This window comes from Frondihabitans sp. VKM Ac-2883, assembly GCF_015350875.1.
GTDB lineage: Bacteria > Actinomycetota > Actinomycetes > Actinomycetales > Microbacteriaceae > Frondihabitans.
In genome coordinates this window covers 1-26,389 of sequence record NZ_JADKSF010000009.1, presented here as the reverse complement: position 1 = coordinate 26,389, position 26,389 = coordinate 1, and the positions used below count along the sequence as shown (strand labels likewise).

Annotated in this window: 28 protein-coding genes and 1 pseudogene; 13 read left to right on the top strand and 16 right to left on the bottom strand. The window is 66.0% G+C overall.

What is annotated here, in order from left to right; genetic code table 11:
• Window positions 1-11: 11 nt before the first annotated feature.
• The 5 genes from ITJ49_RS15125 to ITJ49_RS18280 all read left to right on the top strand — a co-directional run bounded on the left by ITJ49_RS15125 (window position 12) and on the right by ITJ49_RS18280 (window position 3,722).
• On the top strand, window positions 12-284 hold the full coding sequence (locus tag ITJ49_RS15125) for a hypothetical protein (RefSeq protein ID WP_194606410.1): 273 nt from the start codon (window positions 12-14) through the stop codon (window positions 282-284).
• Window positions 285-286: 2 nt separating this feature from the next.
• Complete coding sequence (locus tag ITJ49_RS15120; protein ID WP_194606409.1) at window positions 287-508, top strand: hypothetical protein; 222 nt, start codon at window positions 287-289, stop codon at window positions 506-508.
• Complete coding sequence (locus tag ITJ49_RS15115; RefSeq protein WP_194606408.1) at window positions 505-1,254, top strand: HNH endonuclease family protein; 750 nt, start codon at window positions 505-507, stop codon at window positions 1,252-1,254. Before ITJ49_RS15120 ends, ITJ49_RS15115 begins: the two co-directional genes overlap by 4 nt.
• 277 nt (window positions 1,255-1,531) lie before the next feature.
• A complete protein-coding gene (locus ITJ49_RS15110; RefSeq protein ID WP_194606407.1) occupies window positions 1,532-3,157 on the top strand; it encodes a type IV secretory system conjugative DNA transfer family protein in 1,626 nt (541 codons plus the stop codon).
• Complete coding sequence (locus ITJ49_RS18280) at window positions 3,141-3,722, top strand: DUF4913 domain-containing protein (protein WP_370544550.1); 582 nt, start codon at window positions 3,141-3,143, stop codon at window positions 3,720-3,722. Before ITJ49_RS15110 ends, ITJ49_RS18280 begins: the two co-directional genes overlap by 17 nt.
• 53 nt (window positions 3,723-3,775) lie before the next feature.
• On the opposite strand, the gene mobF is transcribed toward ITJ49_RS18280, so the two are convergent.
• Complete coding sequence (mobF, locus tag ITJ49_RS15100) at window positions 3,776-8,269, bottom strand: MobF family relaxase (protein WP_228514577.1); 4,494 nt, start codon at window positions 8,267-8,269, stop codon at window positions 3,776-3,778.
• A gap of 417 nt (window positions 8,270-8,686) precedes the next feature.
• Here mobF and ITJ49_RS15095 point away from each other — a divergent pair, with 417 nt between their 5' ends.
• Window positions 8,687-9,136, top strand: a complete 450-nt coding sequence (locus ITJ49_RS15095) for a hypothetical protein (RefSeq protein ID WP_194606405.1) — start codon at window positions 8,687-8,689, stop codon at window positions 9,134-9,136.
• A 97-nt stretch (window positions 9,137-9,233) separates the two neighbouring features.
• On the opposite strand, the gene ITJ49_RS17675 is transcribed toward ITJ49_RS15095, so the two are convergent.
• The 9 genes from ITJ49_RS17675 to ITJ49_RS15050 all read right to left on the bottom strand — a co-directional run bounded on the left by ITJ49_RS17675 (window position 9,234) and on the right by ITJ49_RS15050 (window position 16,040).
• The gene (locus ITJ49_RS17675; protein WP_228514576.1) at window positions 9,234-9,413 is read right to left on the bottom strand and encodes a hypothetical protein; all 180 of its coding nucleotides are present in this window, start codon (window positions 9,411-9,413) and stop codon (window positions 9,234-9,236) included.
• A 649-nt stretch (window positions 9,414-10,062) separates the two neighbouring features.
• A complete protein-coding gene (locus ITJ49_RS15085; protein WP_194606403.1) occupies window positions 10,063-10,908 on the bottom strand; it encodes a Fic family protein in 846 nt (281 codons plus the stop codon).
• A gap of 25 nt (window positions 10,909-10,933) precedes the next feature.
• Window positions 10,934-11,143 (bottom strand): hypothetical protein, encoded by a 210-nt coding sequence (locus tag ITJ49_RS15080; RefSeq protein WP_194606402.1) that lies wholly within the window; start codon window positions 11,141-11,143, stop codon window positions 10,934-10,936.
• Window positions 11,144-11,217: 74 nt separating this feature from the next.
• The gene (locus tag ITJ49_RS15075) at window positions 11,218-11,610 is read right to left on the bottom strand and encodes a hypothetical protein (RefSeq protein WP_194606401.1); all 393 of its coding nucleotides are present in this window, start codon (window positions 11,608-11,610) and stop codon (window positions 11,218-11,220) included.
• Window positions 11,611-11,621: 11 nt separating this feature from the next.
• Complete coding sequence (locus tag ITJ49_RS15070) at window positions 11,622-11,879, bottom strand: glutaredoxin domain-containing protein (protein ID WP_194606400.1); 258 nt, start codon at window positions 11,877-11,879, stop codon at window positions 11,622-11,624.
• A 417-nt stretch (window positions 11,880-12,296) separates the two neighbouring features.
• Window positions 12,297-13,235 (bottom strand): DUF3560 domain-containing protein, encoded by a 939-nt coding sequence (locus tag ITJ49_RS15065; protein WP_194606399.1) that lies wholly within the window; start codon window positions 13,233-13,235, stop codon window positions 12,297-12,299.
• 90 nt (window positions 13,236-13,325) lie between these two features.
• Window positions 13,326-13,520 carry a hypothetical protein gene (locus ITJ49_RS15060; RefSeq protein ID WP_194606398.1) on the bottom strand — a complete coding sequence of 65 codons (195 nt, stop codon included), beginning with the start codon at window positions 13,518-13,520 and terminating at the stop codon, window positions 13,326-13,328.
• 552 nt (window positions 13,521-14,072) lie between these two features.
• Complete coding sequence (locus ITJ49_RS15055) at window positions 14,073-15,539, bottom strand: ParB N-terminal domain-containing protein (protein WP_194606397.1); 1,467 nt, start codon at window positions 15,537-15,539, stop codon at window positions 14,073-14,075.
• Window positions 15,540-15,632: 93 nt separating this feature from the next.
• Window positions 15,633-16,040, bottom strand: a complete 408-nt coding sequence (locus ITJ49_RS15050) for a DUF3846 domain-containing protein (RefSeq protein WP_194606396.1) — start codon at window positions 16,038-16,040, stop codon at window positions 15,633-15,635.
• A gap of 333 nt (window positions 16,041-16,373) precedes the next feature.
• On the opposite strand from ITJ49_RS15050, the gene ITJ49_RS15045 reads away from it, so the two are divergent.
• The gene (locus ITJ49_RS15045; RefSeq protein ID WP_194606395.1) at window positions 16,374-16,982 is read left to right on the top strand and encodes a TetR/AcrR family transcriptional regulator; all 609 of its coding nucleotides are present in this window, start codon (window positions 16,374-16,376) and stop codon (window positions 16,980-16,982) included.
• 527 nt (window positions 16,983-17,509) lie between these two features.
• Here ITJ49_RS15045 and ITJ49_RS15040 read toward each other — a convergent pair.
• On the bottom strand, window positions 17,510-17,845 hold the full coding sequence (locus ITJ49_RS15040; RefSeq protein ID WP_194606394.1) for a hypothetical protein: 336 nt from the start codon (window positions 17,843-17,845) through the stop codon (window positions 17,510-17,512).
• A 507-nt stretch (window positions 17,846-18,352) separates the two neighbouring features.
• Window positions 18,353-19,660: a P-loop NTPase fold protein gene (locus ITJ49_RS15035; RefSeq protein ID WP_194606393.1), complete on the bottom strand. Its 1,308-nt coding sequence runs from the start codon at window positions 19,658-19,660 to the stop codon at window positions 18,353-18,355.
• Window positions 19,661-20,382: 722 nt separating this feature from the next.
• Between ITJ49_RS15035 and ITJ49_RS15030 the strand changes: the two genes are divergently transcribed.
• Window positions 20,383-21,006, top strand: a complete 624-nt coding sequence (locus ITJ49_RS15030; protein ID WP_194606392.1) for a flavin reductase family protein — start codon at window positions 20,383-20,385, stop codon at window positions 21,004-21,006.
• 115 nt (window positions 21,007-21,121) lie between these two features.
• Here ITJ49_RS15030 and ITJ49_RS15025 read toward each other — a convergent pair whose 3' ends face one another.
• Window positions 21,122-21,634: an ATP-binding protein gene (locus ITJ49_RS15025; protein WP_194606391.1), complete on the bottom strand. Its 513-nt coding sequence runs from the start codon at window positions 21,632-21,634 to the stop codon at window positions 21,122-21,124.
• 245 nt (window positions 21,635-21,879) lie between these two features.
• On the opposite strand from ITJ49_RS15025, the gene ITJ49_RS15020 reads away from it, so the two are divergent.
• Window positions 21,880-22,848, top strand: coding sequence for an Abi family protein (locus ITJ49_RS15020; protein WP_370544547.1), 969 nt, complete (start codon window positions 21,880-21,882; stop codon window positions 22,846-22,848).
• Window positions 22,849-22,925: 77 nt separating this feature from the next.
• A complete protein-coding gene (locus ITJ49_RS15015) occupies window positions 22,926-23,444 on the top strand; it encodes a GNAT family N-acetyltransferase (RefSeq protein WP_194606390.1) in 519 nt (172 codons plus the stop codon).
• A 66-nt stretch (window positions 23,445-23,510) separates the two neighbouring features.
• Here ITJ49_RS15015 and ITJ49_RS18275 read toward each other — a convergent pair whose 3' ends face one another.
• Window positions 23,511-23,663, bottom strand: coding sequence for a hypothetical protein (locus tag ITJ49_RS18275; RefSeq protein ID WP_370544566.1), 153 nt, complete (start codon window positions 23,661-23,663; stop codon window positions 23,511-23,513).
• 6 nt (window positions 23,664-23,669) lie between these two features.
• Window positions 23,670-24,047: pseudogene (locus ITJ49_RS15010) on the bottom strand (putative immunity protein); the annotation flags it as partial.
• Between the two features lie 99 nt (window positions 24,048-24,146).
• Here ITJ49_RS15010 and ITJ49_RS15005 point away from each other — a divergent pair.
• The 3 genes from ITJ49_RS15005 (at window position 24,147) to ITJ49_RS14995 (ending at window position 25,451) form a co-directional block, all read left to right on the top strand.
• Window positions 24,147-24,335, top strand: a complete 189-nt coding sequence (locus ITJ49_RS15005; RefSeq protein WP_194606388.1) for a hypothetical protein — start codon at window positions 24,147-24,149, stop codon at window positions 24,333-24,335.
• A gap of 166 nt (window positions 24,336-24,501) precedes the next feature.
• Window positions 24,502-24,693, top strand: coding sequence for a YtpI family protein (locus tag ITJ49_RS15000; protein ID WP_194606387.1), 192 nt, complete (start codon window positions 24,502-24,504; stop codon window positions 24,691-24,693).
• A gap of 188 nt (window positions 24,694-24,881) precedes the next feature.
• The gene (locus ITJ49_RS14995; protein WP_194606386.1) at window positions 24,882-25,451 is read left to right on the top strand and encodes a GNAT family N-acetyltransferase; all 570 of its coding nucleotides are present in this window, start codon (window positions 24,882-24,884) and stop codon (window positions 25,449-25,451) included.
• 74 nt (window positions 25,452-25,525) lie between these two features.
• Here ITJ49_RS14995 and ITJ49_RS14990 read toward each other — a convergent pair whose 3' ends face one another.
• Entirely contained in the window at window positions 25,526-26,281 is a 756-nt protein-coding gene (locus ITJ49_RS14990) for a metallophosphoesterase (protein ID WP_194606385.1), read from the bottom strand.
• Between the last annotated feature and the right edge of the window lie 108 nt (window positions 26,282-26,389).

Here is a 26,389-nt window from a genome sequence, read left to right as displayed (position 1 = left end):
TTTCCCACCGAATGAATCTCGTCGAGGACGCCGGGGTCGACCCGTGGGAACGGCTGCACCTGCAGCAACTCCCCGGGCCCGGGGAATGGGTGCTCCGCTCGGGCGCGCACATGGGCGAATTCGTCCACGAACACACTCGGCACGTCGCCACCCTCGACGACGTCCTCCTGTGGGCGGAACAGTGGCTCCACCTGACCTACGACGTCCCCGGCTCCGTCGCAACGACGGCGTTCGCGGTCAGCAGTGTCGGACCCGGAGCGCCACTGACGGTGAGGGTGTGGTGACCATGACCGGGATTGGTCGCGCGATCACCGGCACCGCCGAGTACGTGTACGAGGTCACGACCGCCTACAAGAAGGCCCGACGAGAGCGCGACGAGGCGATCGTCGCGTCGGTCGATGTGCTCGGGCAGAAGGGCGCAGCGCTGGCGTCCGGCCTGTCTCGTCGCCGTGTGCGGCAACTCCTCGACGAGGCGAAGACGTGGGACCGGGAAGGGGACCTTCAATGAGACTCCGAACCCGTCACCAGCTCGCCGCCGCCGCAGTCCTCATCGCGGCCGCCGGCGTCGCCGCGATCTCAGCACCGTACGTGCAGTCGCCCTCGTCCCTCGGTAAGAGCACTCCCGCGTCAACGGCGCCGGTAGGACCGACCACCTCGAGCGCGGTGTCCGCCGCCTCGGCATCCGAGGCGTTGCGGGATCTCCGTGCACTGCCAGTGACGGATGCGTACGTGCCGGGCTATGACCGGGACGCTTTCGGTCAGGCGTGGGCAGATACCGACCGCAACGGGTGCGACACCCGCAACGACGTCCTGCGCCGCGACCTGACGGCCGTCGTGACGAAGCCGGGCACCCACGGGTGTGTCGTGCTGTCCGGGGCGCTCCACGACCCGTACACGGGCCGTCCGATCGCGTTCCAACGTGGGGAGACGTCAAGCCTGGCGGTACAGATCGACCACCGGTACCCGCTGGCTCTCGCGTGGCGCCACGGGGCGTCCACATGGACGGCTGAGCAGCGCGAGCAGTTCGCGAACGACCAGGCGACGAACCTCGTCGCCGTCGACGGGCCCGCGAACGAGCAGAAGTCCGACTCCGGGCCCGCGGAGTGGATGCCGCCGAACGTCGGCGACGCCTGCAGCTACTCGGCAGCGTTCGTGGCCGTGGCCACGAAATGGCGCCTGTCGATCGCCACCAGCGACGCGCACGCACTCGACCGCACCCTCGCTGGATGCGCGAGCAAGGGACGCAGCCGATGACCACTCACGATTCGGTTGATGCGTCCCAAGAGCAGCTCGGGTGTCCTGACGGCGACGGTCTGATAGCCGGGGCATCGGTCGCTGATCTGGTGCGGCTAGCGGACGCCGCGTCGACCGCCCGGGAACAGTTGGGCGCAGAGCTGCGCGCTGCGCAGCGGGTTCGCCGATGGGCGATTGCGGAAGCGGCCAGACGGGATGGCTGCACCGCGGTTGCCCGCCGGCTAGGCCTTACCCGGCAGCGGGTGTCACAGATGATGCACGAGGAAGAGAGCACTCGATGAAAACGACCACACCTGATCCGTTCCAGGCAGCGATCGAGCAGCTGCAGTGGCCCTGGTGGGGCACGCCGCTGATCGTCGCTGTCGTGGTGCTCGTGCTGGCCGGCGGGGTGGGGTTCCTGGTCCGCGCGCGAGGCGGCAACCCCGTCGACCGGATGCAGCGATACCTCCGCGCGAGCAACAACCTCGCACCGGTGCTGTACCCGCGCCGCCGAAAGGACGCCCAGCAGCTGCACCCGAACGCGGTCGACCTGCAGCCGGGGCAGAAGATCGGCACGCTCGTTGGGTCCGGGTCGGCATGGGTGTGGCAGGGATGGCGTGACATCGCGATCTACATCTTCGGGCCGGGCCGGGGGAAGACCACCGGCTCCGTGGTGCGGCACATGCTCGAAGCCCCTGGCCCTGCAGTGATGACGTCGAACAAGGTCGACGGTGTGAAGGAGGTTCTCGCCGGCCGGAAGCGCAAGGGGGAACATTGGGTCTTCGACCCGATGCAGGTCTACCGGCAGAACCGGCGCCCCGACTTCATCTACGACCCGTTGAGCGACGTCAGCGATCTCATCACCGCGCAGGAGATCGCGGCGATCTTCGAGGCCAGCACCAAGGATGCCGATAGCAAGAAGGATGCCCAGTTCGACTCTCAGGGCCTCGACCTCTTCGCCTACGCGCTCCTCGCGGCGAAGCTCGAAAGCCAGAGCCTCAGCCAGGTCTATGCGTGGATCACGCAGCAGGAGCATGCCGAAGTCCGAGCCATCATGCAGAAGCACGGGCAGGCTGGCCCGGAATCGGCGCTCGTGGGCCTGCAGGGACAGCCAGAGAAGACGCGAGGCAGCGTCTACGCCACCGCGCAGCGGATGGCCTCTGCTCTCGCCAACGACAAGCTGCTCGCGTGGACGAACACACCGGGTGTGCGCCGTTTCGACGCGGAAGCGTTCGTGCGAGGCGAGGACACCGCCGTGCTCATCTCCCGCAACGGTGCCGGCTCCGGGGGCGCATTCGTCGCCGCACTCGTGCGCTCGATCGCACGAGCCGGCGAGCGGGCCGCGGCGGCCGACGGCGGACGGATCACTACCCCGGTGGTGTTCGAGCTCGACGAGGTCGCAAACATCGTCCGGTGGCCAGAGCTCCCCGACCTGGTGTCGTTCTACGGGTCGATGGGGCTGATCCTCGGCATGTACTTCCAGTCGTGGGGGCAGATTGTCCGCACGTTCGGCAATGAGGGCGCCGACACCCTGTGGAGCGCATCGTCGATCCGCGTCTACGGCGGTGGCGAGTCGACACAGTCGCCGTTCCTCAAGCGGTTCAGCGAAAGCATCGGGAACTACGACGAGTGGACTACGAGCACCTCCTACGGGCGCAATGGGAGCTCGAAGTCGCGATCGTCGAAGTCGAAACCGATCCTCCCGGCTGACGTGCTCGCCCACCTGCCGAAGTGGCGGGCCGTGTTCGACGCCTCGGACGTCGGCCCTGTCCTGATCCGGACACGACCGTGGTTCCTCGACAAGGTGCTCCGCGCGATGATCGAAGGCCGCGAGGTCAAGAACGGCAAGATCGTGAAGGAGAAGCAGGCGCCGACGGAACGGCCGTCGACGTCGGAGGGGACTCCTCGTGTCGACCCCGTTTGACCCGAACGCCTGGCCTGCGGGCTTTGGGCCCGGCCAGGGCCATGACGGGGGCGCTGGCGGCGGCGGAGACGTGCCACCGCCCTACGATGACGCCGATGCGCCATCGGACGGGGACGAAGCACCTCCCGCGGACCCGGGGACGGGAGAGGTCGTTGACGCTCCCCACGGTGGCGAGACGCCCGCGGCCGAGGTGGCGCAGGAAGACCAGCGGGAAGCGTTCCTCAACTGGGTGACGCTGCAGCTGAGCCGCGTCGAAGCGTACTCGACACCGTTGCGGTCAAAACCCGCCTGGTGCGCTGAGTGGTGGAAACACCCTGAGGTGGTGCAACGGCTCTACGTGTCGTGGAAGGGCTACGTCCACGCCTCCCGGCTGCAAGCCGAGGGCGACGGCCTGGCCAAGTCGGGTTGGTGGGCGCAGCACTGGGACCACCACGCCCGGATCATCTTCGACAAAGAGCGGGGGCCGTTCCGCGCCTGCAACCAGGCAGGTCACCTGGCCGACAACAAGGGCGAACCTTTGTGTGTCGTGCCGGAGATCCCGCCGGCGGACTTCAACCTGATGTGACAGCGAAGGCCGGGCACCGCGAGGTGCCCGGCCTTCATGCTGTCCGCTCGAGGTCAGCGTTCGATGCCCTCGTCGCCGCGGGAGATCTCCGGCGCAGGGAACTGGTTCAGCGAAGACGACCCGCCGGACTCAGAGCCAGTGGTGGGCGCGTCGGGGTCGATACCGGCCTGTCTCATCAGCTCCCGGTCCTCGGCCTCGAAAGCGTCGTACTGCGGCGTGTCTTTCGCCGGAGTCGCGGTGCCGGCTGCGGCGGCCGCGTCTGCGTCAGCAGTGCCCTCCGCGGCGATCGCGGACATCTCTGCCTGCGTGTTGTCGCGACCGTCGGAGGAGATCACCGCAGTGTCGACGTCGGTTGCCGTCGCGATGGCTTCCGTGGCGGCGGTCGCCAGCACGGCCGTCTCAGCTGCCACTTCCACACCATCGCGGTCCGCGCCAGGACGACCGTAACGGGCAGCGAGACGATCGGCGCGCTCCTGCTCGCGAGCGGCCTTCTGCTCGGCCAGCTCCTTCTCGCGATCCGCTTTCCGCTTAGCGTCGCGCACGGCGGCGTCGCGATCGCGGTCAGCCTTCCGCTGCACCTCCTGCAACTCGCGGCGGCGCTCGTCGTTGCTCCGTTGGATCTGCCGGCTGACTTCGGACACAACGTTCTGCCCAGCCCGGCCCGTGTGGCGGCCAATCTGCTCGAATGTGTCGTCGAGGGGATCGCTCATGATGGTTCCTTCCTGTGCGGTGGTGGGCGACGCCGCGGCCACGGGCGTGGTCTCGGTGCCGGTCGAGGACGCGGGCGCGGTCTCGACGGTGGACGCCGACGGAGAGGCCTCCGCGGTGGTCTCGGTGATCGTGGCCACGACAGCCGGAGCATGCTCGGCAACCGCCGTGGCGGCCGCGACAAGCGCAGTCCGCGTCTCGGCCGCGACACCGGCGGCGTGAGCTGCGTAGAACTCCCGTTGCGCGTCGGTGACGGGCGGTGCCGTGCTGAGGGATGCGGCCTTATGCAGCGCGGTCACGCGCTCCTGCAGCCGGTCGGCGACGGGGTTGCCGCGGAGCTTGTCGGGGATCGCCTGCAGCTCGGACGGGTCGACGCGGTACTTCGTGCGGAGGACGTCGACCTCGGCCGCGGTGCGGTGCCAGTCGAACATGCGCCACGGCTCCGACGGAAGCCGGCCGAGATCTTGCGTCCATGCCGGCTGCTCGAGGGCGAGGGCGGCGCCGCTCTCGCGGAGACGGACACCGATGTAGTGGTGCCGCTCGGCGAGGTGATCGCGCCACTCCGCGGGGAGGAGTTCGTCCTGGTGGCGGCGTCCGTCGGCGATCCACGCGGGAACGCCGTCGACGGGCTCGCGGTCGATGGTGAGGACCACGGGCTGGTCGATGCCCTCGAGGGCCTTCTCGATGCGCCAGTGCACCACGGCGGGGACGTCGTCGGCGGTCCCGAGCTCACGCTGCGCGTAGGCGGCCTGCAGGGTCGCGACGGGGTCGTGGCCGTAGTCTTCCGCGTGCCGGAGTGACGTTGCGAGAGCGCCCCACGACTCCTGCCCGTGCATCGACGTCGCCGCGTCCTCGCCGAGTGCGAGGGAGACGATCGCGCCGGCGCGGAGCTCGTCGGCGCGGGTGGCGACGTCGGCGTGCTGGTCGATCAGGGTCACGAGATCCTCGACGCGTTCCTGCTCGGCCCGGATCGTTTCGTGGGCGGAGAGGAGCCGCTCGGAGCGGGCGGCGATCTGCTCGAGGGCGTCGGGGACGGTCGCGGCGTCGTCGAGGGCGAGATACAGCCGGTTGCTTTCCTTACCGCGGGACAGGGCGGTGTAGGCGTCCTCGCGGCTCATGGTGGCGTCGCCGAGGACGTGGGTGTTCTCGGTGGTGAGGCCCTGGGAGCGGCTGATGGTGCGGGCGTAGCCGATCTCGACGTGCTGGGCGACGTAGCCGGCCGGCAGTTGGATGACGGCGCCGTGTTCGGCGTGGGCGACGTCGAGAGCCCCGTCACGGCCGATGCCGGTGACGGTCCACAGGTCGCCGTTCTTGACCCGGTCGCGGCCGCCCTGGATGCGGAGGTCGGATTCGTTTCGGCGTGTGACGATCGTGTCGCCGATGTGCGCGGCGAGCCCGTCGCGGAGGTTTACGGACTGCGACGTGTCGACGTCGCCGGTGGAGATCCGGAACGCCTGCGCGCGGGCGTTGAGGTCTGCCACGGCCGTCGCGGTGGGGGCGAGCATGAGCGATCGCGTGCCGGCGAGGGTGTCGTGCTGCCAGCCCTCGAACACGGTGGCAGTCATCCGCTCGCTGTCGCCACCAACGACCCGGTTGTTCTCCTGGTACCAGGAGAACGGGTCGCCGGGACGCATGGGGTCGCGGAGCCGCAGCGACGCTTCTGCTTCGTCGGCGTCGCGGAACCGGTGGACGTGCTCGAGCTGCACGGACCCGACCTCACGGTCGATGAGGCGGAGGGCACCGCCTGCTTCGACGGCGGAGAGCTGCCGGTCGTCGCCGATGAGTCGGACGAACGCCCCGTGCTCTTGGGCGAGCTTGGTGACGTCGCGGAGGCGCTTCGTGCCCGCCATGCCGGCCTCGTCGATCACGACAACGTCGCCCGGTCGGAGTGCGTATTTCTCAGGCACCTCGTCCTGCTGATGCGCGACGAGAAACCCGTGGATGGTGGTCGCCTCGACACCCACAGCTTCGGAAAGCACCGCGGCGGCGGGGGCGGACGGGGCGAGTCCGATCATGCGGACACCACCCGCCTCGAGGGCGTCTGAGGCGAGCTTGAGAGCGGTGGTCTTACCTGCGCCGGCGGGCCCGATTCCCGCTACGAGCTCGACGTCGGACGTGGCGAATGCCCGGGCAAGGTCACGCTGCCCGGCGTCGAGGGGTCCCGTGTTCGCCGCGGCGACGCGCTCGAATACATCGCGGGACACCGGCGCAATCTTCCGGTAGCGGGCCGCCTGCAGCAGCCCGTCCTCGGCTTTGAGAATGCCGCTGGACGTGAACACGGTCTTGCCCTTGTGCTCGAATACCGACTCGCCGGTCGAGCGGGTGAGGGGCCTGAACGCGCCGTGCGGGGACGGCGGCGTGAGGGACATCGACGACTGCAGGGCAGTCCTCGCGACCTGCTGCACCAGGGGCTCGGCGACGTCTTGGTCGGGAATGAGTGTGGCGAGCTGGCGGCGGGCCTCGGCTTCGATGACGCCGGCACCCCAGACGGCGTAGTGTTCCTCGACGGTAGTCAGAACGAGAGCGGCGTGTTCCTCGACGTCGATGACGGGCGTCTCAAAACCGTCACGGGCGCGGGCCGCGGCAAGTCGCTGCGCCTCAGGAAGAACCTGTCCGGCCCGGCCCTGCCCGACCCGCTCCACAGCCGCATCGTGGGTGGCCCGTGGTGACCGACCATGTTCTTTCTGCGGTCGCGTTTCGAGGGTCGCTTGCTGCGCGATCCTGATCTGGGCTTTCTGATCGGGGGCCCTCCCGTGGTCGCGCTGGTACTCCGTGGTGAGCCGCTCGACCTGCTCGCGGATCGACGCCGACCGGGAGGAGAACGTCTCTAGGAGGTCGGTGTCGACACCGGCGATCTCCATCACCGGACGCTTGCCGGCGGACACGGTGCGGGCCTCGGTGGTGACGTCGAGGGCCTTCGTAACCTCGGACATGATGGCCGCGTTGTAGTACTCCGAGATGGGCACGTTCATGCGGTGCAGCAGCTTGGAGTCGATGGTGCGCCACTTACCATCGGAGCCCTTGACCTTGTTCGCGACCACGAGGTGGTCGTGCAGCTGAGGGTCACCGTTCCGGGACTCGAAGTGTCGGAACGCGGTCACGGCGACGCCGCCCTCGACCTCGATCTGCTCGACACCGTTCGTGCCGGCGCGGGTCGCAAGAGCCTCCCGCTCGAGGTACGCGACTGTCGAGGCGACGGCGCGGTCCTGCGCCTGCTCGATGGCCTTCCGGGTGTCGTCGTCACCGAGCGCCCAGAGAACCGAGACGCTCTTCGCGGGCGAGCAGACAAGGTCGAACCCGGCGACGGCCTGCTGATCAGGACGGGTCGCGGCGGTGATGTAGCGGCCGATTTCTTCCTTGTCCGCAGGCTCGCGGCCCTTCGCATCGCGGAACGCCTGCGCGCCCTCACGGGAGCGAATGAGGCGACGTTCCTCAGTGTTGGGCTCGTGGCCCTCGATGCGCTGGAACGCCGCGTAGCCGCCCTGAATGCGCCCCTGCAGCGAGTTCTCGTCTGCCTTGTAGACGTAGTAGGACCGACCGAGCTTCGCCGCCTCCTGGGCCTGCTGACCGGTCTTCCCCTCGGCAAGGGCCTCGGCGATGATGCGGTCGGCGTCAGGGTGAAGGCCCTCCCCAAAGAGGGCTTTCATCTGTTCTTCGGTGACCGTCCCGGAGACGCCGAGGACAGCGGCCCCACCGCCCATCCATTGTCCGGGAGGATTCCCGTCGGCGGTGTAGTAGTCGCCCAGTTCGCGTTCGTGGTCACGGCGAGCGTCACCCGTGGCGACCTCGGACGTGTAGTACGTGTACCCGTCTCCTGCGGACAGGACGTGCATCGTCATCATGCGCGGCAACCGCCCGTCGCGGGGCCGAGAAAGGCCGCGCTGGTGCCGCGAAGCGTGGCCCACGACGCGGTCTGCATGGGGCAAGTCTACCTTATTCATCTTTAATGCCTGAGGTGTGACGCGTAGATGACCGAAGGGCTGAGCGAGGGACGAGCGAAGTCCAGAGGGAGAGAGGCGTGGCAGGGAGGATCGGAGTTGGTGGAGCGAAGCGGAGACAGCGGAGAGACGAGCGCGGTAGACAGCGGGAGACCGGGAGGGGCGCACAGCGACGAGGAACGAGGAGCGTGGGTGCGTTCCCATCCGGGGCGATCGATGTCACCGATGGCGCCGGAGGTGCAAGGTAGGCTGGGCGACATCAGGAGCGCCACAAGCTCGCGTCTTGGGGGCTGTGGCCGTTAGGGATTGGGGAGAGCGATGGCAGAGATTCGCAAGTCCGGCAAGCAGGCCGCGGCGCGTAAAGCGGCACGCGAACGGGCCGTAGAGCGTGCGGCCGAGTTCCGTCGCCGGCAGGAGCAGCTCGAAGAGCTCGCGGCGGAGTACTTCGTCGCTGCGGACGCGGCCGACGGAATCAACGAGGATGCCGAAGCGCAGATCGTGAAGATCCGCGAGGCGCAGGCCGCAGCGATCGCGGATGCCGATCGACGTTCGCAGGAGATCGTGCAGAAGATGCTCGACACCAAGGTCACCCGCGATGAAGTCGCGGAACGCCTCGGCGTTCCTGTCCGCGAGATCAGGCGTGCAAAGCCGAAGGCCGGCGCACCCACCGAGTCGCCGGCGCCGGAAGGTGAATCGGAGACCGCAGCTTCCAGCGTTGGTGATGCCGGTGCTGACGAGGGCGACGCGGAAGAGTCACACGCGGCGTAGAGCTGCACGAGCTCTGGGTGCATCCCAGTGCGCGACGTGAAGAGCCCCGACCGTCACTGACGGTCGGGGCTCTTCGTTGTCGAGACGACGTCGAACGTCAGAGGAGGTTGACGTTGTACGACCAGATGCAGATGGCGATGAAGCCGCACCACACGGGAAGGAATGTCGCCCCGAACGCGATGCCTACCGTTGCACGTCCTGGAAGGGCGGTGCCTCGGGCAAGCGCGACGATGCCGAGCACGATAGCGAGGATGGGGATCGGGAGAAACGCCCCCATGAGGACAGACTGAATGCCGAGGAACACGCTCCACCTGGCCATTGCCGTGCCGGGCCGGCGGGCCGGTGCAGTGGTCGCTTGTGCCGGTGCGTGGTTGCTCATGGTTCCGTTCCCCTCGTTGGTTGCGGCGACGCTACCGCGTGCGTCCGACATCACCAGAGCGTTGGTGTCGTCGATGCGATGCCGGTCTTGCACGCACGGACGGCGTCCGCGTCCCAACCGTGATCGCGGAACGCTTCGCGGAGATCTCGCGACAGCCGGACACGTTCTGATCGGGGGAAGTTGATCGTTCGTGTGGCGGTCGAGGCGTTGCGGTGCCGGCCGCGCTGCACTCGCTCGATCATGTTCCCCCGGTGCGATCCTGTCGCAAGGTGCGACAGTGCAGGGTCCGTCTCCACGTGGACGCACAACGGCACATCGCACCCGTGCAACAGCAGAACCTCGGGATGGAGAAAGACGCCTGTCAGGTGCTCGTAGAGCCACCGCTGCGGCCTCATGGCACGCTGCCCGCCGCCGTCCTGTGGCACCCAGAAACGGCCGTACCCGTCATCCCCGACGGCCCCAGTCCAGATCCAGCAATCGGTCGGGGCCGGCCCCTGAACAACGTGGGACCAGAACCTCTCCGACGCGCTGACGGGGACAGGGCCGCTCATCGCTCGAGGCCGTCACCGTCGCGCGATTGCTCGGACGCCGGCGCCCACCCTGTGCGCGACGACGTGGGCGCACCGCCGCTTCCGCTGGTGGTGGGCTCGTCAGGGTCAATGCCCGCTGCGCGCATCAGGCGTCGATCCTTCCGCTCGAATGCGTCTAAGCCACTCTCGCCGGCGTCGACGATTCGGGCGGTCCGATCTTGCGTACCGATCCGAGGGCCCGAAAGGTCCATGTCGGCTGCAACTGCACGGTCGGTGTCGACCAGGTGCTCGCGCAGGTAGCCGGCGAGTGGGCGGTCGTTCCCGGCGACGGCCTGCAGCCGGAAGGTGCGGAGCTCGTCGACGTCGACGCGCTCCCAGTCGATCGGGTGCCCGGCACGTTCCGCGATCGCGGACACGTAGGTGCTCTGCGAACGGGTGTTGCCGTCTCGGTACGGGTGGACAGCGGAAAGCTCTCCCCACCTGTCCGCAAGGCGGTCGGCGAATGTGTTCGCGTCAAGGCCGGTCAGGTAGTCCTCACGGTCGAGCTTTTGAAACAGCGTCGTGAGGTTCGCGTCGATGAACTCGGGCCGGCAGTACGGGATGCCGGTGCCGGTGGCTTGCACGTCGACGTCGCGGATCTTCCCGGCTATGCCCGGCAGGAGATCTCCGAACATGCGTTCGTGGATGCCCTGCAGGTAGTCAAGCCCGGGCCGATCGGGGACGCGTTCTGCGCGGACCTCGGCCATAGCGATCGACGCGACATCGTTCATTGCAGCGTCTAGCTGCGACTGGTCGCGGATGCCAGCGGTGTTGATGAGTACCCCACCGCTGTCCGGGTAGGTGTACTTGTCGTCGACGCTCATGCGCTCCCCCGGGCGGCGTAACGGGTTAGCGCTGGCGGAGCGGAAAGCCGTGCTTCGCCGCGACCTCTGCGCGTGCGTCGTCAGCGGACAGGGTTCCCTCGAGGATGCGACGAGCTCGGCCGAGAGCTTCGGCGTCCGGGAAGTGGCCGGCGAGCTGCTGGCCCTTCTCGACCATCGCCATTTCCTGGTCGACGTCGATCTGACGGGTGGTGCTGTGCACGGTCTTCGTGGCCATGATGACTCCCCTGCTCGTGGTTGATTCTATCGCTGCGTGTCTTCGCGGCCCAGGGTGACGGGCGTCTCCTCAGATCAGGCGCGGGTGCCGGCGTACTGGGGGAACATCTCGGCCATGCGCTTGTCGTGGCGGTCGGCGCGGTCGTGCTCGCCGCGGATGCGGGACAGTTCCGAGAATGACTGTCGTGCCGGTTCGGCCGGGGCGGGACGCCGGCACATCTCGGCGTAGTACCGGTCTGCGTCGCTCTCGGCTTGCTCGAGCAGCTGCTTGAGACGCTCGACCTCGGCCACGAGCTGCGGTTCGGCGGTGCGGTATCCGACCATGTAGCCGGCCTCCCACACGTGGCGGCCATTGGCGTCGAGCTCCCACTCGCGGACGTCTTCGGATGGGTCGGTGGTCGCTTCCGCGATCGTCGGCCGGCTGGTCTGCGTGGTGGCGCCGGCCCACTCGGTGGTGGGGCGTTCCATCGTCATCGTCATCACGCGGCTGCAGTCAGGGTGGCGACGAGCTGGTCGATCTTGTCGGGGCGGAACCCGGACCAGGAACCGGGCTCGGTGTCCGTGACGACGATCGGAGCGTTAGTGCCGAGGGTGGTCTTCCACTCCTCGATCTGCGCCTGGTCGATGTCCTCCAGGGCAACCTCCGTGAACGAGATCCCGCGGGCCTCCAAGGAGCGGACCGTGGCGCGGCACATGCCGCAGAATGAGGCCGACTCGCTATAGACCGTGATGCTCATTGGGATCACCTTCCATAAGACTGTGATGGCGGGGAACCCCTCCCCGTTCATGCTTCTATTCTACAACGCAAATGCGGTTCTGACCAGGCCTTTCTACCAATTCGAGGCCCTTTTTTCTCCCCTTCGGCACCGCTTTTTCCCGGCCGTGTGATTCACCAAATCTGGCACCATCGCGGGCCTTGAGAGGGTGACTTCGGTTCGCGAATGACGGCGGAAGGGCTGGTAATCCCCTGGTGCCTTGAAACCCTTTCCGCACCCGTCGGGAGCTGACAACACTCCCCCGCTTCGCATCCCCACTGGGTCGTCCCTGCCGCCGCGCAGCGGCCTCGCACTTCCGGCGGGTGGGCGAGGGCGGCAGCCTTCGCGGCCGGCCCCCTGGGTCGGCCCCGCGCGCCCTCCGCGCGCGAGGCCTTACCGTCACGCAGCGGCGGGGTTGCGAAGTTCTTGAATCTCGGCGTAGGGGACGGTGTCGGTCCAGGAGTAGTCAGTGCTCACGCTGACCGTCTTGGCGTTGACCCGTACGACTTCGTGCCAGTGCCCGCGGACCTTTACCCGGTCGCCCTTCTTCACGGTGGCCCGGTCGTACCCGGTGGCTTTGCCGGTTTCGATCTGCGCGGCCCGGACGCCTTCCCAGTACCCCAGCTGGTTGCGCTTCTCTTCGATGTAGGGCGTGAGGCGGGCGAGGCGTCGTGCGTGCTCGTCGGCGGTCGCCGGGCGAATACCTGTCGCCCCGTAGACGGGCCCCTCGGTCTGGCGTTGCATCTTGCGGATCTCCGCGCCGAGTTTCTCGATCCGGTTCGCCACGGTCACGGGTGCGTAGCGGGCGTCGGTGGTGTGGGCGGCGGCCTCGGCGCGGCCGCGCGCGATTTCAGCATCCCGGAATGCCTCGACGGATCGCCGCATGGCCGTATCGGCTTTCGCGATCGCGGCCCGGTGTCCCCGCTCGGAGTGGTGTCCGACGTGGATCGGCTCGCCACCCTCGGGCAACCGGTTCAGCGCGGCTTCCGCGCGCTGGGTGGCGGCCTCTTCCGCGGTGGCTTTCCGGTCGGCTTTCGCGTCGAGCGCGTCGACGCGGCCCTGCTGCCGCTCGATCTTCCCGGCCTCGACCTCGGCGGTGGGCCGGTGCTCGTAGCTGACGTCGGTGTCGACGTCGAACCCTGCTGCGCGGAGGGCGGTGGCCGTGCGGTTGATCTTCCAGCCGTTCGGCAGGTGGTCGCGGCTGTTCGGGATGAACCACGCCCCGATACTGCGGCCCCAACGCCAGCCGGTGGCCTTGAGGACTTCGGCGGTGCCGTCGCCCTTGGCGGTGCCGTCGATGAGGGTTCCGGTTTCGTGGGTGTGGGTGATGGTGAGCATGAGTGGTCTTGTCTCCTGTCGGTGGGTTTGTGATGCTGGTGGGGCGGGACGGACCCACTTCGTTTAGGTCCGTCCCGCTTCTCGTGCCTGCTACTGGTTGCGGGTGAGGGTGTCGACGAATGTCACGCGCTCGGTGCCGGTGATCGTCTGGGTGTTGTGGAGCACGTACCCGGCCCGACCGTGGGCGGCGAGGTCCTCGTCCCGGGCGACCAACTGACGCACCCGCTGGGGGCCGTCGTCGTCTCCAATCGGAACCGTGCTGATGACGGTGGTGATCTGCTGCATTCGCTCTTCCTTCCCTCTCGTTTTTTTGCCGTGAAGGCGGTTTTCCGCCTTAGCAACCGGAGGGCGCAGTGCAACCCGAAGGGCGGTGGGGGAGAGAATTTCGGCGCGAAATAAGGGAGCTTGCGACCGCTTGCCGAAAATCTCGGAGGAGCCGGCCGCGCAGCGGCTTGAACGGAGACCCGGAGGTGGCTACGAGGGAGCGCAGCGACCGAGCCGCCGAAGGCTTCACGGCAAAACAACGGCCCGCCAGGGCCACACAGGGCAGCGCAGCTGCTCCACCAAGAGCGAAGCGACCTCCCCGGCCCCCTCGAGCACGGGAGCCGCCCGAGATCCCCACGCTGTTGCTGCTGTCCCTGCTGGGCGCCGGAGGCGTCGTGGTGCGAGCTCCGTCGAGCATCACCGGGTGTGACGAGGGGCGGAGCCCTTCGTGTCGCGGCGCAGCCGTGACGCCTGCCGCGGACACAGGGCCGGCTCTTTGGGACATTCCCGGCCTCGGATGCGACGCCCGGAGTGGGGAGCGGGACTCTGTGGCCCCGCTCCCCCGGCCCTGGGTTAGGCCGTCTCGGTGTTCTCCTGGTCACCGTCGCTGGTGGGCTCCTGACCGGTGGCGATCTTCTCCACGTCGGTCAGCCGGTACCCCCACGTTTCCAACTGCGTCAGGTACGCCTTGCCTTCGTCGCTCGGGTAGCGCCACCAGTTGCGGTCGGCGGCGTTCTCGAATGCCGACACGGCGTGTGCCAACACCACATGCGCGGCCTTCGTGGGGTTTTTCTCGACCCACTCGGCTACCCCCTGCGACCCGGCCCGGTTGTCCGGGTCAAGGCCCATCAGGTCGCGGGTTCCGTAGGACACATCGTTGCGGATGGTGAACGAGAACCGGGCCGTGGTGACGGCGACGAACAACGTCCAGTCCTTCGGGAGCGTCTTCCGCTGGAAGAGCGACCTGACGAACTCGCGGCGCAGGGCGTCGGCGGCGTCCCATGCTTTGTTGTTGGCGATCAGCTCGCGGCGTGCGGCCTTGTCGGCGTCCTTCTGCGCCGCTTCCTCTTCCGGCGTCGCCGGAGCCGACTTCACGACCGTGCCCCGATAGGACGGGTAGCGGCGCTGGTGCGCTTCCGGGGTCGTGCACACCTCGAACGGCACCGGCTCACCCCAGGCGCGGATCGTGACCGCACGGCCCGCGCAGGCCGCGTGCGACTCCGCGTCGAGTGCGGGTCGCTCGTCGGCACCCTCGGGCGCGTCGGTGAGGTTCGACAGGCTCTCGCAGTCGGCCTCGTCCCCGACGACCGGGACGCCCTTCGCTTCCCACTCGGCGGCGATCGCCTCGACGGCTCCACGGCGGGCGGCGTCCTGGCGGATGCGCTCCGCGAAGTACGGCAGGTCGTCGGTGCCGCCGTCCTCGACCACCTGGCGGAGGCTCGCGAGGGCCTCCGGGTTGCCCTCGAACTCCGCGAACAGCAACGCGTCATCGAACGTCAACGCCTGCTCGGTGACTGCGAGGGTGGCGGCTTCGGAGTTCGCGACGGCGAGAGTCACTTTCACAGTCTCCCGCTTGGTGCCCGTCTCCCGGGCGATAGCGGCCTCGGACATGCCCGCAAGCTCCAACTGGCGGTACGCCGCCAGGCGGTCGCCGGTGGTCAACGCGGTGCGCTGCTCGTTGGCGACCAGCTGCTCGGTGACGCGCTTGGCGTCGGTGGTGTCCCGGTCGGTCACGAGCACCGGGACGCTGATCCCGGCCTCTAGCGCCGCCAGCACGCGCATCTGCCCGTCTCGGACGATGATCCGGCCTTTCTCGTCACGGTAGCCGATGACGGGCAGGAGCACGCCGTGGCGCTTGATCGAGGACAGGAACCCCTTGTCGAGGTCCGCGACAGAGCGCACGTTGCTCTCAAGGGCGACGTTCGCGGCGGGAACGTGGACCAACTCGCCCGCGACCACCTGGGCGGTGTCGGTGTCGGCGGGCTGGGTTGTGGGCTTGTCGGTCAAGTGGGTGATGTGGACGTTTTCGGTGATGCTCATGAGTTGATACGCTTTCCGGTAGTGACCGGGTGCGGGTCCTGGCAATTACAGGTTGTCGGGAATTCCGCACCCGGTCTTTTCTCTGGGTGGGTGTTACAGGAATGCCAGCGGCGACGCGGGGAACCAGGCCGCCGCGACGGTGGCCCGCTGGGCCGGGGTGAGGGCGAGGGTGTCGCCCTCGTCGTTCGACCCGAGGAACAGCCCCGCGCCGTGGAGCCGGTAGTCGAGCGGCGCGTCGAGGCTGTGGCGCACCATTTCGGACAGCACCGGGTTGTGCTCGGCCCGGTAGAGGCCCTCGTCGTCGACGAACACGTCGATGCCGTCCGGGAGGCCGACGACGTCGAACACGTCGCACCCGATGGCCTTGGTGATCCCCAGGAAATCGGGGGCACCCTCGGTCGCCGGAATGCGAACGTCCTGGATCGAGCCGTCGATGCTGACCCGGATTCCGAGCAGGAACCCGGTACCTGTCTCGGTGGTGGGGTTGGTGGTGGTGGTCATGTTTTCCTTCTCTCTTCCTCGTTGTTTTTGCCGTGAAGGCACGAAGTGTCGAGCAGGAGGGGCGGGGTGTGTGCAACCCGAAGGGCGGTGGAGGAGAGAAGTTCGGCCGAAATAAGGGAGCCCCGCGACCGCGGCCGCACTTGTCGGGGGAACCGGTGGCGCAGCCACTTGAACACACCCCGAACCGACGTACGATGCCGCAGGCTTCACGGCAACAACAACAAGGCCCGCAGGGCCAGACAGGGCAGCGCAGCTGCTCCACCTGGGAGCGCAGCGACCGCCGGCCCCGCCGGCACGGGGTGCCCCGCCCCGCTCGTACGGGACACTGGTGCGGTGGACAGACACTGGGACCCCGAGCAGCACACCTTCACCTCCCCCGATCCCGCACGCGGTCCCACAGCCTCACGGGAAAAGATCCTCGAGGCCGCCACCAAGGCCTTCAACGAAGACGGCATCCTCGCCGTCGGTATCGACCGGATCATCAGCGACGCCCAGACGACCAAAACCACGTTCTACAAACACTTCGGTTCACGCGCGAACCTCGAGCTGGAGTACGTCGAGCTGCTGTGTGCTCGCGACCGGGAGGCGCTTGCTGCGGTCGCGGCGACCGCTACCTCCGCGGCCGGCGCCGTGGAGCTGCTCCTGGAACAGGTCGAGGCCGAGATCCACGATCCCGGATATCGCAGGTCAGCGCTTCTGAACGCCGCCGCCGCGTTCCCCGACCAAGGCCACCCCGTACGAGCGGCGATCGCTGCCCACGAGCTACACCGGCGGGTCGCCCTCGAGGCGATCCTCGCCGACGCAGGTCACGTGGTTGCGGCCGAGCTCGCGGCGACGGTCTCGTTCCTCTGCGCGGGCGCTCACGCAGCGGCCACGATAGGGAGCCGCAGCATGGCCCTCGCGACCTTCCGCACCGCCGTGCGGGCCCTCTCCCTCACCTGAGGCCTGGAGTGGCCGGCAACTCCAGGTCAACGAGCACCCTCAGATCGAGAAAGCGGGGACGATGACGGCAAGAATTGCCGCGGCGGTGATGAGTACCAGGGCGGACACGGTCGCGATCAGAGCAACGGTTCGTCGGCTTGCACTCATGAGATCCCCATCCCTAGCTCTCGACAGTAGTGCGACCGTAGTCCACGGCAGGAAAGCCGGGTGGGCGCGGGAAAGCCCCTGGGTAGTCAGGAATCTGGGGAGGTCGTGACGCCCGGGGGCTGCAATAACCGAAGGGGGTCGGTCGAGAACCACGGTATGCCCCATACGAGCGCCATGGAACGGGGTTCGAGAATGTTCTGGCAGCGACCACCTGGTAGCCGATGTGCAGCGAATCTCAAGCGATCGGCGAGATGGTGATCCGGACCGGAAGTGTTCCAACGCTCCGGTTGGGATCAGGGTTTGCCGCCGTGTTCGGGCACGGCAGGCATCGGTCTCCGGAGGGGGCCGGGATGGGTACCCGCCCCTCCACTCCCCCGCCTTTACGCCGGCCACACATCTGGTTCTACGTCGTGCCGGCCGTTGAAGGCCACCAGCTCGTCCTCGTGCTGAATCATCCACGCAACCGCTGAATTCAAGCTCTCGAACGTCCTCAGCCACGGACGTTTCCTGCCACCATCTCGGCAGTGGGCGTAGGCGTCGTAAACGGTGCGCCCGTCGAGGGAGCGATTCACGACGTACCCGAGCGGGTTCTTCCGGTCCCGCCGCACCTGCCACGCCCCGAACGTGTTCTTAACCGCCGGGACCGCGAGCGGGTGCGACGGATTCGGCCGACCAATAAACCGGTCGACGCTCTCCCCCGGACCCTGCACACCCATGGGCCGAACAGTACGGGCGACCACCGACACGAGGCTTGTACCGTGGCAGGCATGCGCCCCGTCGTCTCGCTCCTCTCTCGGAGCACCCTCACGTGGCTCCGGGCGTCCTTGGAAGAGACGGGCCAGGCCCGGTGCGACCTGACGCAGCTTCGCGTCGACGTGGACGAGTGGCGGAAACTCGCCCGGCAGGCCGGCCGCGAGCTAGGGCGGTCAGTACAGACGATCGAGGCAGACCAACAGGTGGCGGCGGTCTTACGTGACTGGCCGCAAAACGATGCGGAGCGGGCCGTCACCCTCGCACGACTGCGGAAAACAATCGAAGCAATCCAGCACCCGGGCACGTAGCCTTATGCCGTCTGGTTGGTAACCGGGCAAGGGCCTAACCCCGGTGCGGTCGCTGATCCGCCGCCCGGGTCTGGGATGGCCGTGTGACTCTCGGCCTGGTCGGTCGGGAGTCACACACTCATCAGCGGCGCAGAAGAGCGCTGCACGGCCGTCTACCGATCCCTAATGGGCCTCGTAAACCCGCTTGACCTCATCATCGACGTCTGAATAGACGGACGATCGGATGCGCACGTACACCTTGAACATGCCGTCCTGGAACCGATACAGGCCCCGCGTTTGCTGGGGGGAACGCACGAGAACTGCCCCCGAATCCGAGTGGGTCAAATGCCCGACGTAATTAGACGGAGCATTGATACCAAGTGCATACGCCATCGGATAAATTTCACTTGTTGGGATGTCCTCAGCAGTCCAGTGGGCGAATAGTCTGAGCACGATTTCTCGTGGCCGGGAGTCTCGCACTGCGTGCATGTACTGGTCGTAATAGTGACGGGCCATGCGCTTATCGGCTAGCTGCTTTACGGCTGCGGTGATATCAGCCGATTTGATTTCGTGCTTTCCCTGCTCCTGTGCCGCGATCAAAGCTCTTTGCCCAATAATGTGGACGAACCAGGGAAAGCCCGAGGCGAGGCGAGCAATGGCCCGTTTGGCATTGTCCGTGAAGGTGTACGGGAGACCTTTTTCTGCGAGGAACACCTCTGTCTGGGCGACGATCGATTCCAGTTCATGGACGTTCATCGTCGGAAGCTGCACCGGAGCAAGCTGCCTAATGAGGGATTTGTGATCCTTTAAAAGCTCGCCTTGGGTAGTTCCGATCCCCACGAGCGCGAACTTCAATATGGCGCTCGAATTTGCCTTCAGAAAGCTCGATAGTCCTTTGATTCCCCCGAGGCGGTCGAGCTCGTCAATCACGAACAGAACCGGTTGTTGGTAAACGTCCGTCAACGTTTCGGCGAGCGTCACCAGCTTTTCCGGTAACGACAGGTCACTAAGGTCTCGATCCTTGACCTTGGCCTCGTATGTCTTGGCGGTCTCCGTCTTGAACATCTTGATGGAAAGAGCCCGGGTTGTTTTCTTGTCGACTAGTCGGAACTCGCCCTTCGACCCGTCGGCAGTGCGAGCATGCTTGAGAGCATCAACAGCATTGATCATGAGCTTCAAAAGACCTTTGAGGTTCCGTGTTGAATCCTCACATGTCACGTAAAAGGTGATGAAGCGTTGATCCTCGGGAAGCGCGAGCTCCGGTGCATCGATGACACTAAGTAGTTCGACATCGCCTTGCGCAATTCTGCTCAGTTGGAGCGCCAGGGAAGACTTCCCAAGGCCTCTTTGCCCGTAAATGAGAGGAACACTTCCCACGGTTTGAAGGGAATCGGCGAGGTCCCTTACCTCGGACGCTCGGCCCGAGAATCGAAACGGGTCGTCCACGCTTTCGGACGGCGTAAACGCGTTGAGTAAATCTGCTCTAGACACTTCCCCTCTTTCTTCCGGCTACATCATCTCGGAAACAACTACCGCAGCCAAGGTTCAATGCGTCCGATAGGCGATCGGTCACCGGTCACTTGCCATCGCTAGCGTGTGACCATGCTTTCTCTTTCAGTCGCGCTGCCCCCAGGGGGCGGAGACTCCCTCCCCGCCTGGATTTGGATTCCGATCGTCGCGGTAGTGATCGTCGCAGCGGTCGTCTCGTTCTTTCGCCGAAGCCGTTGATGACGTCTCGATAGCCGATCGGTCGGTGAGACAGTGGCTGCCGGTCAGTGGCCCGCGTGCAGGAGTTTGTCGTATCCGGCATCCTCATCACATGGAGTTCTCGTGGTGGACCTGGTCGGGGCTCGTAATTGTCGCCCTCGTGGGACTTGGGCTGATCGGACGCGCTTGTGCGATGGCCGTTCGTAAAGACGGCATCGCGCGGGCTAGGGCGGAGCGCGGTCCAAGCGCTCCGTGGTTCTGGTCTGGAATCGCATTGCTCGTTGCGACCGGTGTCTTACTGGTCCTCTGGGTCCTCGCGCTCGACAGCTGACTGGCTCACTTGCAGCTCTAACCGGCCGGGCGAAAGCTGTCCCGGTAGAGGATCCTGCACCGGGCGCAGGAGCTCGCACGCTGCGATGTCGGAAATCCGCCAGCGACCACGACCGCCGATCACGAAACTGGCTAGGAGCTCGCGACCGCTGCGACGCCCTGACAGAAAGCGCCCCATGGAGCACAGCCTCATCGACCCTGCCATCCTCTACTTCGGCACTCCCGTCGCACTACTGAGCACCATCGCCGACGACGGCACAACGAACACCGCCCCCATGTCCTCGATCTTCTGGCTCGGACAGACCGCCGTACTCGGGATGGGAAGCCGGTCTCAGACTGCCCAGAACCTTCTCGCCACTGGCGAATGCGTCATCAACCTTCCGTCCGTCGACCTCGTCACCGCGGTGGACATGCTCGCCCTCACCACGGGCCGGTCCCCCGTTCCCGCTGGCAAAGCCGATGTCGGGTATCGCCACGAAGCGAACAAACTTCGTCACGCCGGCCTTCACGGCCGACCCGGGGACACTGTCCGTGCGGAACGGATCGACGAGTGCCCAGTGAATCTCGAGGCCCGCATCATGCAATCGCGACCGCTCACACACGATGACGGGACGTTGGTGTTCGAAGCCACGATCAGCCGTGTCCACGTGCACAACTCGATCCGCATGCCTGGAACGGCCCACCGGGTCGATCCAGACCGATGGCGTCCACTGATCATGAACTTCCAGCGTTTCTACGGCCTCAGTGACGCGCTCCACCCGTCACGGCTCAACAGCATCGACGAGGAGTGGTACCGGTAACGACTGACCGCGCCAACTTGAGCACAGACCTTATCTTCGGGACCCAGTGCGACCAAGCCCTCGGTACTCGTCCCGATAGACGATCGGCCACCGCGCGCGCTCGGTGCCCGATCCTCTACCGGGCGTCGAGTTCGAGGTAGTCGAGGGCCTGGCGGACCATCTCTTCGAGGGGGCGGGTGCTGTCGATGACGAGCCGATCGTCCGTCCGGGGCTCGTACTCGTCAGTGGTGCGCTGCACCTCGTCCCACGTCGGCAGGGTGAACCCCGGCAGGTCGTTCGCACGCTGTTCCACGCGGCGACGGTGTTCGTCGACGTCCGCACACACGACCTCGATCACGCGCAGCGGCACCCGAGCGGCATCCGCTGTCGACGCCCATCCAGCCCGAGCGGGTTCAACGCCACTCACCGCGTCCGCGATGACCACCTGTCCTCGCCGCAGATTCGGTACCGCGATGGCATGCATGACCGAGCACGCGGCGATCCCGGACCGCTCGCGCGGAATCTGGTACTTCCACATCGCGCCCTCGATCGCATCAACACGAAGCACCAGACAGGGCGTCAACTCTGCGATCGCAGCCGACAGAGTCGACTTCCCTGCACCGGGAAGACCACAAACCTGAACCAGCATCCACAACTCCCTCGTTGTCCGTAGCTCCCTGTCTATCGGTCATGGACGCGGTGCACCAGCGAAGTGGATACATCCGCTGCTCCTCCGATGGCGTGACCGAATCCCGATCGGCTATCAGGACGGCGCTCTGCCCTTGTGCGTCATCACCCAAGTGTCTGAGGAGCCTGCTAGGTTGAACTCAATCGTTCAGCCCGCCCGGAGTTCCGGTGTGGGCTGGATTTCTTTAACCTGGCAGGATCGGGTCTGTGCCCACGTCCCCAAAGCAGTACCTGACGATCGATGAGCAGGTCGAACTTCTCGGAAGTCGAGGGCTCGAGCTTGACGGAGAAGCACAACGATGGCTCCGTGTTGTGAATTACTACCGACTCAGCGGCTACTGGTACATCTACCGGCAACTAGTTATGACCGATGAGGGCCGACTCGGTCGCTCGGACCAATTCGACGTCGGAACGCGGTTCTCCACAATCGCCGGACTGTACGAGTTTGATCGCAAGCTACGCACCCTCGTACACGACGGAGTCGAGCGGGTCGAGGTAGCACTGAGGAGCCAGGTCAGCTACATCCTTGGCGCCCGTGGCCCGCTCTCGTACACCTCTCCATCTACTTTTCGAGATGGCTTCGACCACGAATCCTGGAACTCCAAGGCAAGGACCCGCGTGCAGCGAGCTGCACGACGGTCACCGTTCATCAAGCACCACATCGACCACTACGGCGGGGTCATACCTATCTGGGTACTCGTGGACGTTCTCGATTTTTCCGATGTATCCATGCTGTTCGAGGGCCTGAGGGCGACTGATCAGTTCGCCGTAGCCGAGGGGCTGGGCATTGACCTCAATCTGGACCGAGTCACTCCAAATCAGCGAACCAAAGCTCTAAAGAACCACCCCCTGACTCGCTGGCTTGAGCAGCTCACGGTTGTCCGAAATATTGCAGCCCACCACGGCAGGCTATGGAATCGAACGGTGGTCCCAGCATCAACGGGAGCTATGCGGACCGTCGCTGGTCTTCAGTGCCTTCCGCCGGGACAAAGCGAGGACATCTTTGGCGCCCTGACGGTCATCGCGAAGATCCTTGAGACATCATCGCCTGGCTCGAGTTGGGTTGAGAAAACGGGTGCCCTAGTGGAGCAGGCCATTGGTGAGCTGCCCGGACGATCTGTGCGGGAGCTGGGATTTCCGGACGACTGGCGCACACTGGAAATCTGGAACACCTAGCTGCCCGGAGCACGATCCCGAATCGGATGGTCGCTGGCGGACTGTTTTGCTTGAGGCACGCCTTCTAGGCTTGCCACGTGACTTCGGATATCGCGCCGCGCCCCTTCCGTCCCAGCGATGCTGCGGAGCTGACGACCCTTCTCAACTCGGCCTATCAAGAGCTCGAAGACGCAGGATTGAACTTCACCGCAGCGACCCAAAACGTCGAGACGACTCGACAGAGGGTGGCAGAAGGCGTGTGCTGGGTGGTGGAGCACAACGGTCGGGTGGCCGCGAGCATGACCATGTCCGTGCCTCCGCCGGAGGACGTCCGATCACTCTCCGAGCACGCTCAGGAGCCAGCCACCGGATGGTTGTGCCAGGTGGCAGTAGGGCCGGAACTGCGCGGTCGCGCTGTCGCGAAGACACTGTTCGACGGCGCCTGCGCATGGGCCACGAAGCACGGCCTTACGAAAATTGGACTCGACACTGCAGCACCCGCAAGACACCTCGTCGCCATGTACGCGCGCTGGGGTTTTGAACACGTCGACAGTGTGCGCTTCCCCGACAAGCGCTACGACAGCGTCGTTATGACGCTAAAAGTGATCGACGAGTAGCGCCAGCGAGAAGATCTCAATAGCCGATCGGCTATCGGGACGCGCGGAACGGGGCGATGGTGAAGCTCAGTTCAGCTCGGTATTCCTGAGGGCGGCTTGCAACGCGTGGATCGTATTTCCCAGCGCACCAGAAGCCAGGAGCCCCGAACCGGGAGGATCCGACGAGTTCTCTCCGAGAAGCGGCAGGGTTCGGAGCGCGGCCCGTACTGAGCGGCTCATGTGCTGCACCTGCCATCGGACCTCAGCCTCCCCGCCACCCGGTGCCGCCAGCTCGGCCGCTTTCGCCGCATAGGCGGCTGCGCCAAGAGCATGAGCGCCCATGTGCGCTACGCCAGCAGCCTGCCCCGCGGACCACGCCGCTGCTTTGCCCGCCGGGGAGGCCGCCGATTGCGCGGCCCGACCCGCGACGAAACGACGCCGAATCTCTCCTGCTGCACTTAGCTCACCGCGCGAGAATGCTCGCGCTCGAGCAATCCCGTCCCGTGGTCGGTCGTCCTCCGGCACCTCGGCCTCAAAAAGAGGCAAGACCCTCTCTGCGCAATCCGCAGCCCACGCTGCGACAAGACGACGATCATTCTCGGACAGTGACTGCGGAGAGAGCATGCCAGCACTCTCGCAGACGGTCCGGTCGACGATCCCCTATCGGGCCGCCGACATGAGCGCGTAACCGAGCCGGTCGAAACCCTGCACTACGGTTCGAGGATGGAGACCGTTCCCCTTGTCATGACCATCATCGGCGCTCTGATCGTCGTGGCAGGTTTCACCTATGCCCTCAACCTCAGGAAGCGAGGCGGGGTCCGAGTAGGAAGTCGCCCCTTTCTTGCCATGACCATCACAATCGGACTCGGGACCGGAATCCTCGTAGCAGGCGTCATCGCTGCCCTGAGCTGACTCATGAGCAGCCAGACCGATGGCCGATGGCCGATCCCCTATCGAGAAGGCGACCGCCAGCTAATTACCTCGCTCTTCGCCGTGCCGCCTAAACGCAGACGACAGCCGTTTGCGGGTGGGCCTGCTTGACTAGGGGCCGAGTTACCAGAAGCAAGGATCTGCGCTTTTGCTTAAAGCTAAGAAACCGAAGACCGCCATTGCTTTGGGGCTGTTCTTCGTACTGTTCGGAATCGCGGAGATGATTTTCAGCCCCACTAATGCTGCGGGGAAGTTCATCTTCGCTGTTGTCCTGATCGTCCCCGGGTTGCTGTTCATCGCGGCCGGCCTGAGGGCATTGGCGCGCGGAGACCACTCCTAGGGAGTCGGCACGCGGCGCCTCTCCGGAGGTTGAATATCCGCCGGTCCGCTCAACGGTCGTGTACCAGGACAAATCGCGGCTAAGAGGGTTTCGGGAACGGCAGTCAGCGATCTGCATTGCACTGCTCCTTGAACTGCGAGCGTTCCATCGGATGCTCCCCGGCACCGCAGCCGTCCTAATGTTGGCGTATGGGAATAAGGGATCTCAGCACACCGCGGCTCACTTTGCGCGAACCAGTCGACCGCGACGCGGGCTCCATCGCAGCAGCGTGGCAGGATCCTGCAATACAGCGGTGGCTTGGAGTGCCAGTGCCATCCGACGATCTGTCCGCGCAACGCTACATCGATTCCATCGTCTCGCCTGGTTGGGCTAACCAGTCAGTCTTCACCTGGAGCGTTATCGATCGAGGCGAGCTAGTGGGGCTCGTCTGGGTCGACGCAATTCTGGAAGGTGTCGGTCGAATCGGGTTCTGGACATCACCAGAGCACCGAGGCCGCGGCATTATTACAGAAGCCGCGGCTTGCGTCATCGATGCATGCTTCTCGCCTGACAGCCCACTTCACCGGATCGAATGGCGTGCCTTCGCGGGAAACGTTGCCTCAGCTCAAGTGGCGCAACGCCTTGGATTTCAATTCGAGGGAACGCTTCGGTCCGGCGCTGTGGGTCGCCAGGGCCGCGAAGATGAGTGGTTGGCGTCTCTCTTGGCCTCTGATACCCGATCTCCAGGCGCTTGGCCGGAAACAGTTCTCCCTTCTTAAACAACACTCAGTAGTTCCGCCAGCCAATCGGCTATCGAGACCGTCGCAGCGCCCGGGGCACGGCGCACGGCGGCCTACCGGCCGTCCCGGGGCCCGAAAGCAGCGATGACGTCGATATCGGTTGCTGGCCGGCGAACGCCGTCCTCCAACCATGCTGAGACGCCCGGCATCGTTGAAGCCGCGGTGACATCGCGGATCAGGTCATCCGGGTCGATGCGGGACCTGCTGAGGGTGACCGATCCGTTGTCCAGGACCGCCCAGTGTGCGCCGGCGCGCCCGTAGGGAAGCCCCACGCTCCCTGGATTGACGACCAGGCGTCCATCGACAAGCCGGGCGAAGGGCATGTGAGTGTGCCCGCACACAACGGTTTCCACATCCGTGGGTAAGTCTCGGTAGACCTCGGCCCACCGGTCGAGGCGGCTGTCCACGAGGACGACTTCTTCGTCGTTCCGCGGAGTTGCGTGCGAGAAGAACACCGGGCCGAACCCGTCTACGTGGACAGTGGCGCGTTCGGGCATCGTGTCCAGGAGGGATTGGTGTGCGGGAGTGAGCTGCGCTGCGCCCCACACGGACACCGGGTCGTCGTTGAGACCGACGTCGATGCCGCGCGACATGGAGAGCAGTTCTCGGTCTGCGTTCCCTCGAATCAGGAGGGCACGGTCTCCCAGCTCGGTGAGGCGGTCCAGGACGTCGGCTGGTTGCGGCCCCCAGGTGTGGTCGCCAGTCACGACGATCAGCTCTGCGCTCCGCACGACCGGCTCGTCGAGCACCCGGTCGAGTGCGGGCAGCATTCCGTGGATATCCGAAAGGACAGCGACGCGCGACACCATGCACGCAACCCTGCCACTCACGTCCGCTGACCGACCGGCTACCGGGCACCTGCAGGAGGCGTGCTTTTTCTAATGGCTCGTTCTGCGATGACCGGCGGCGGTACTGAG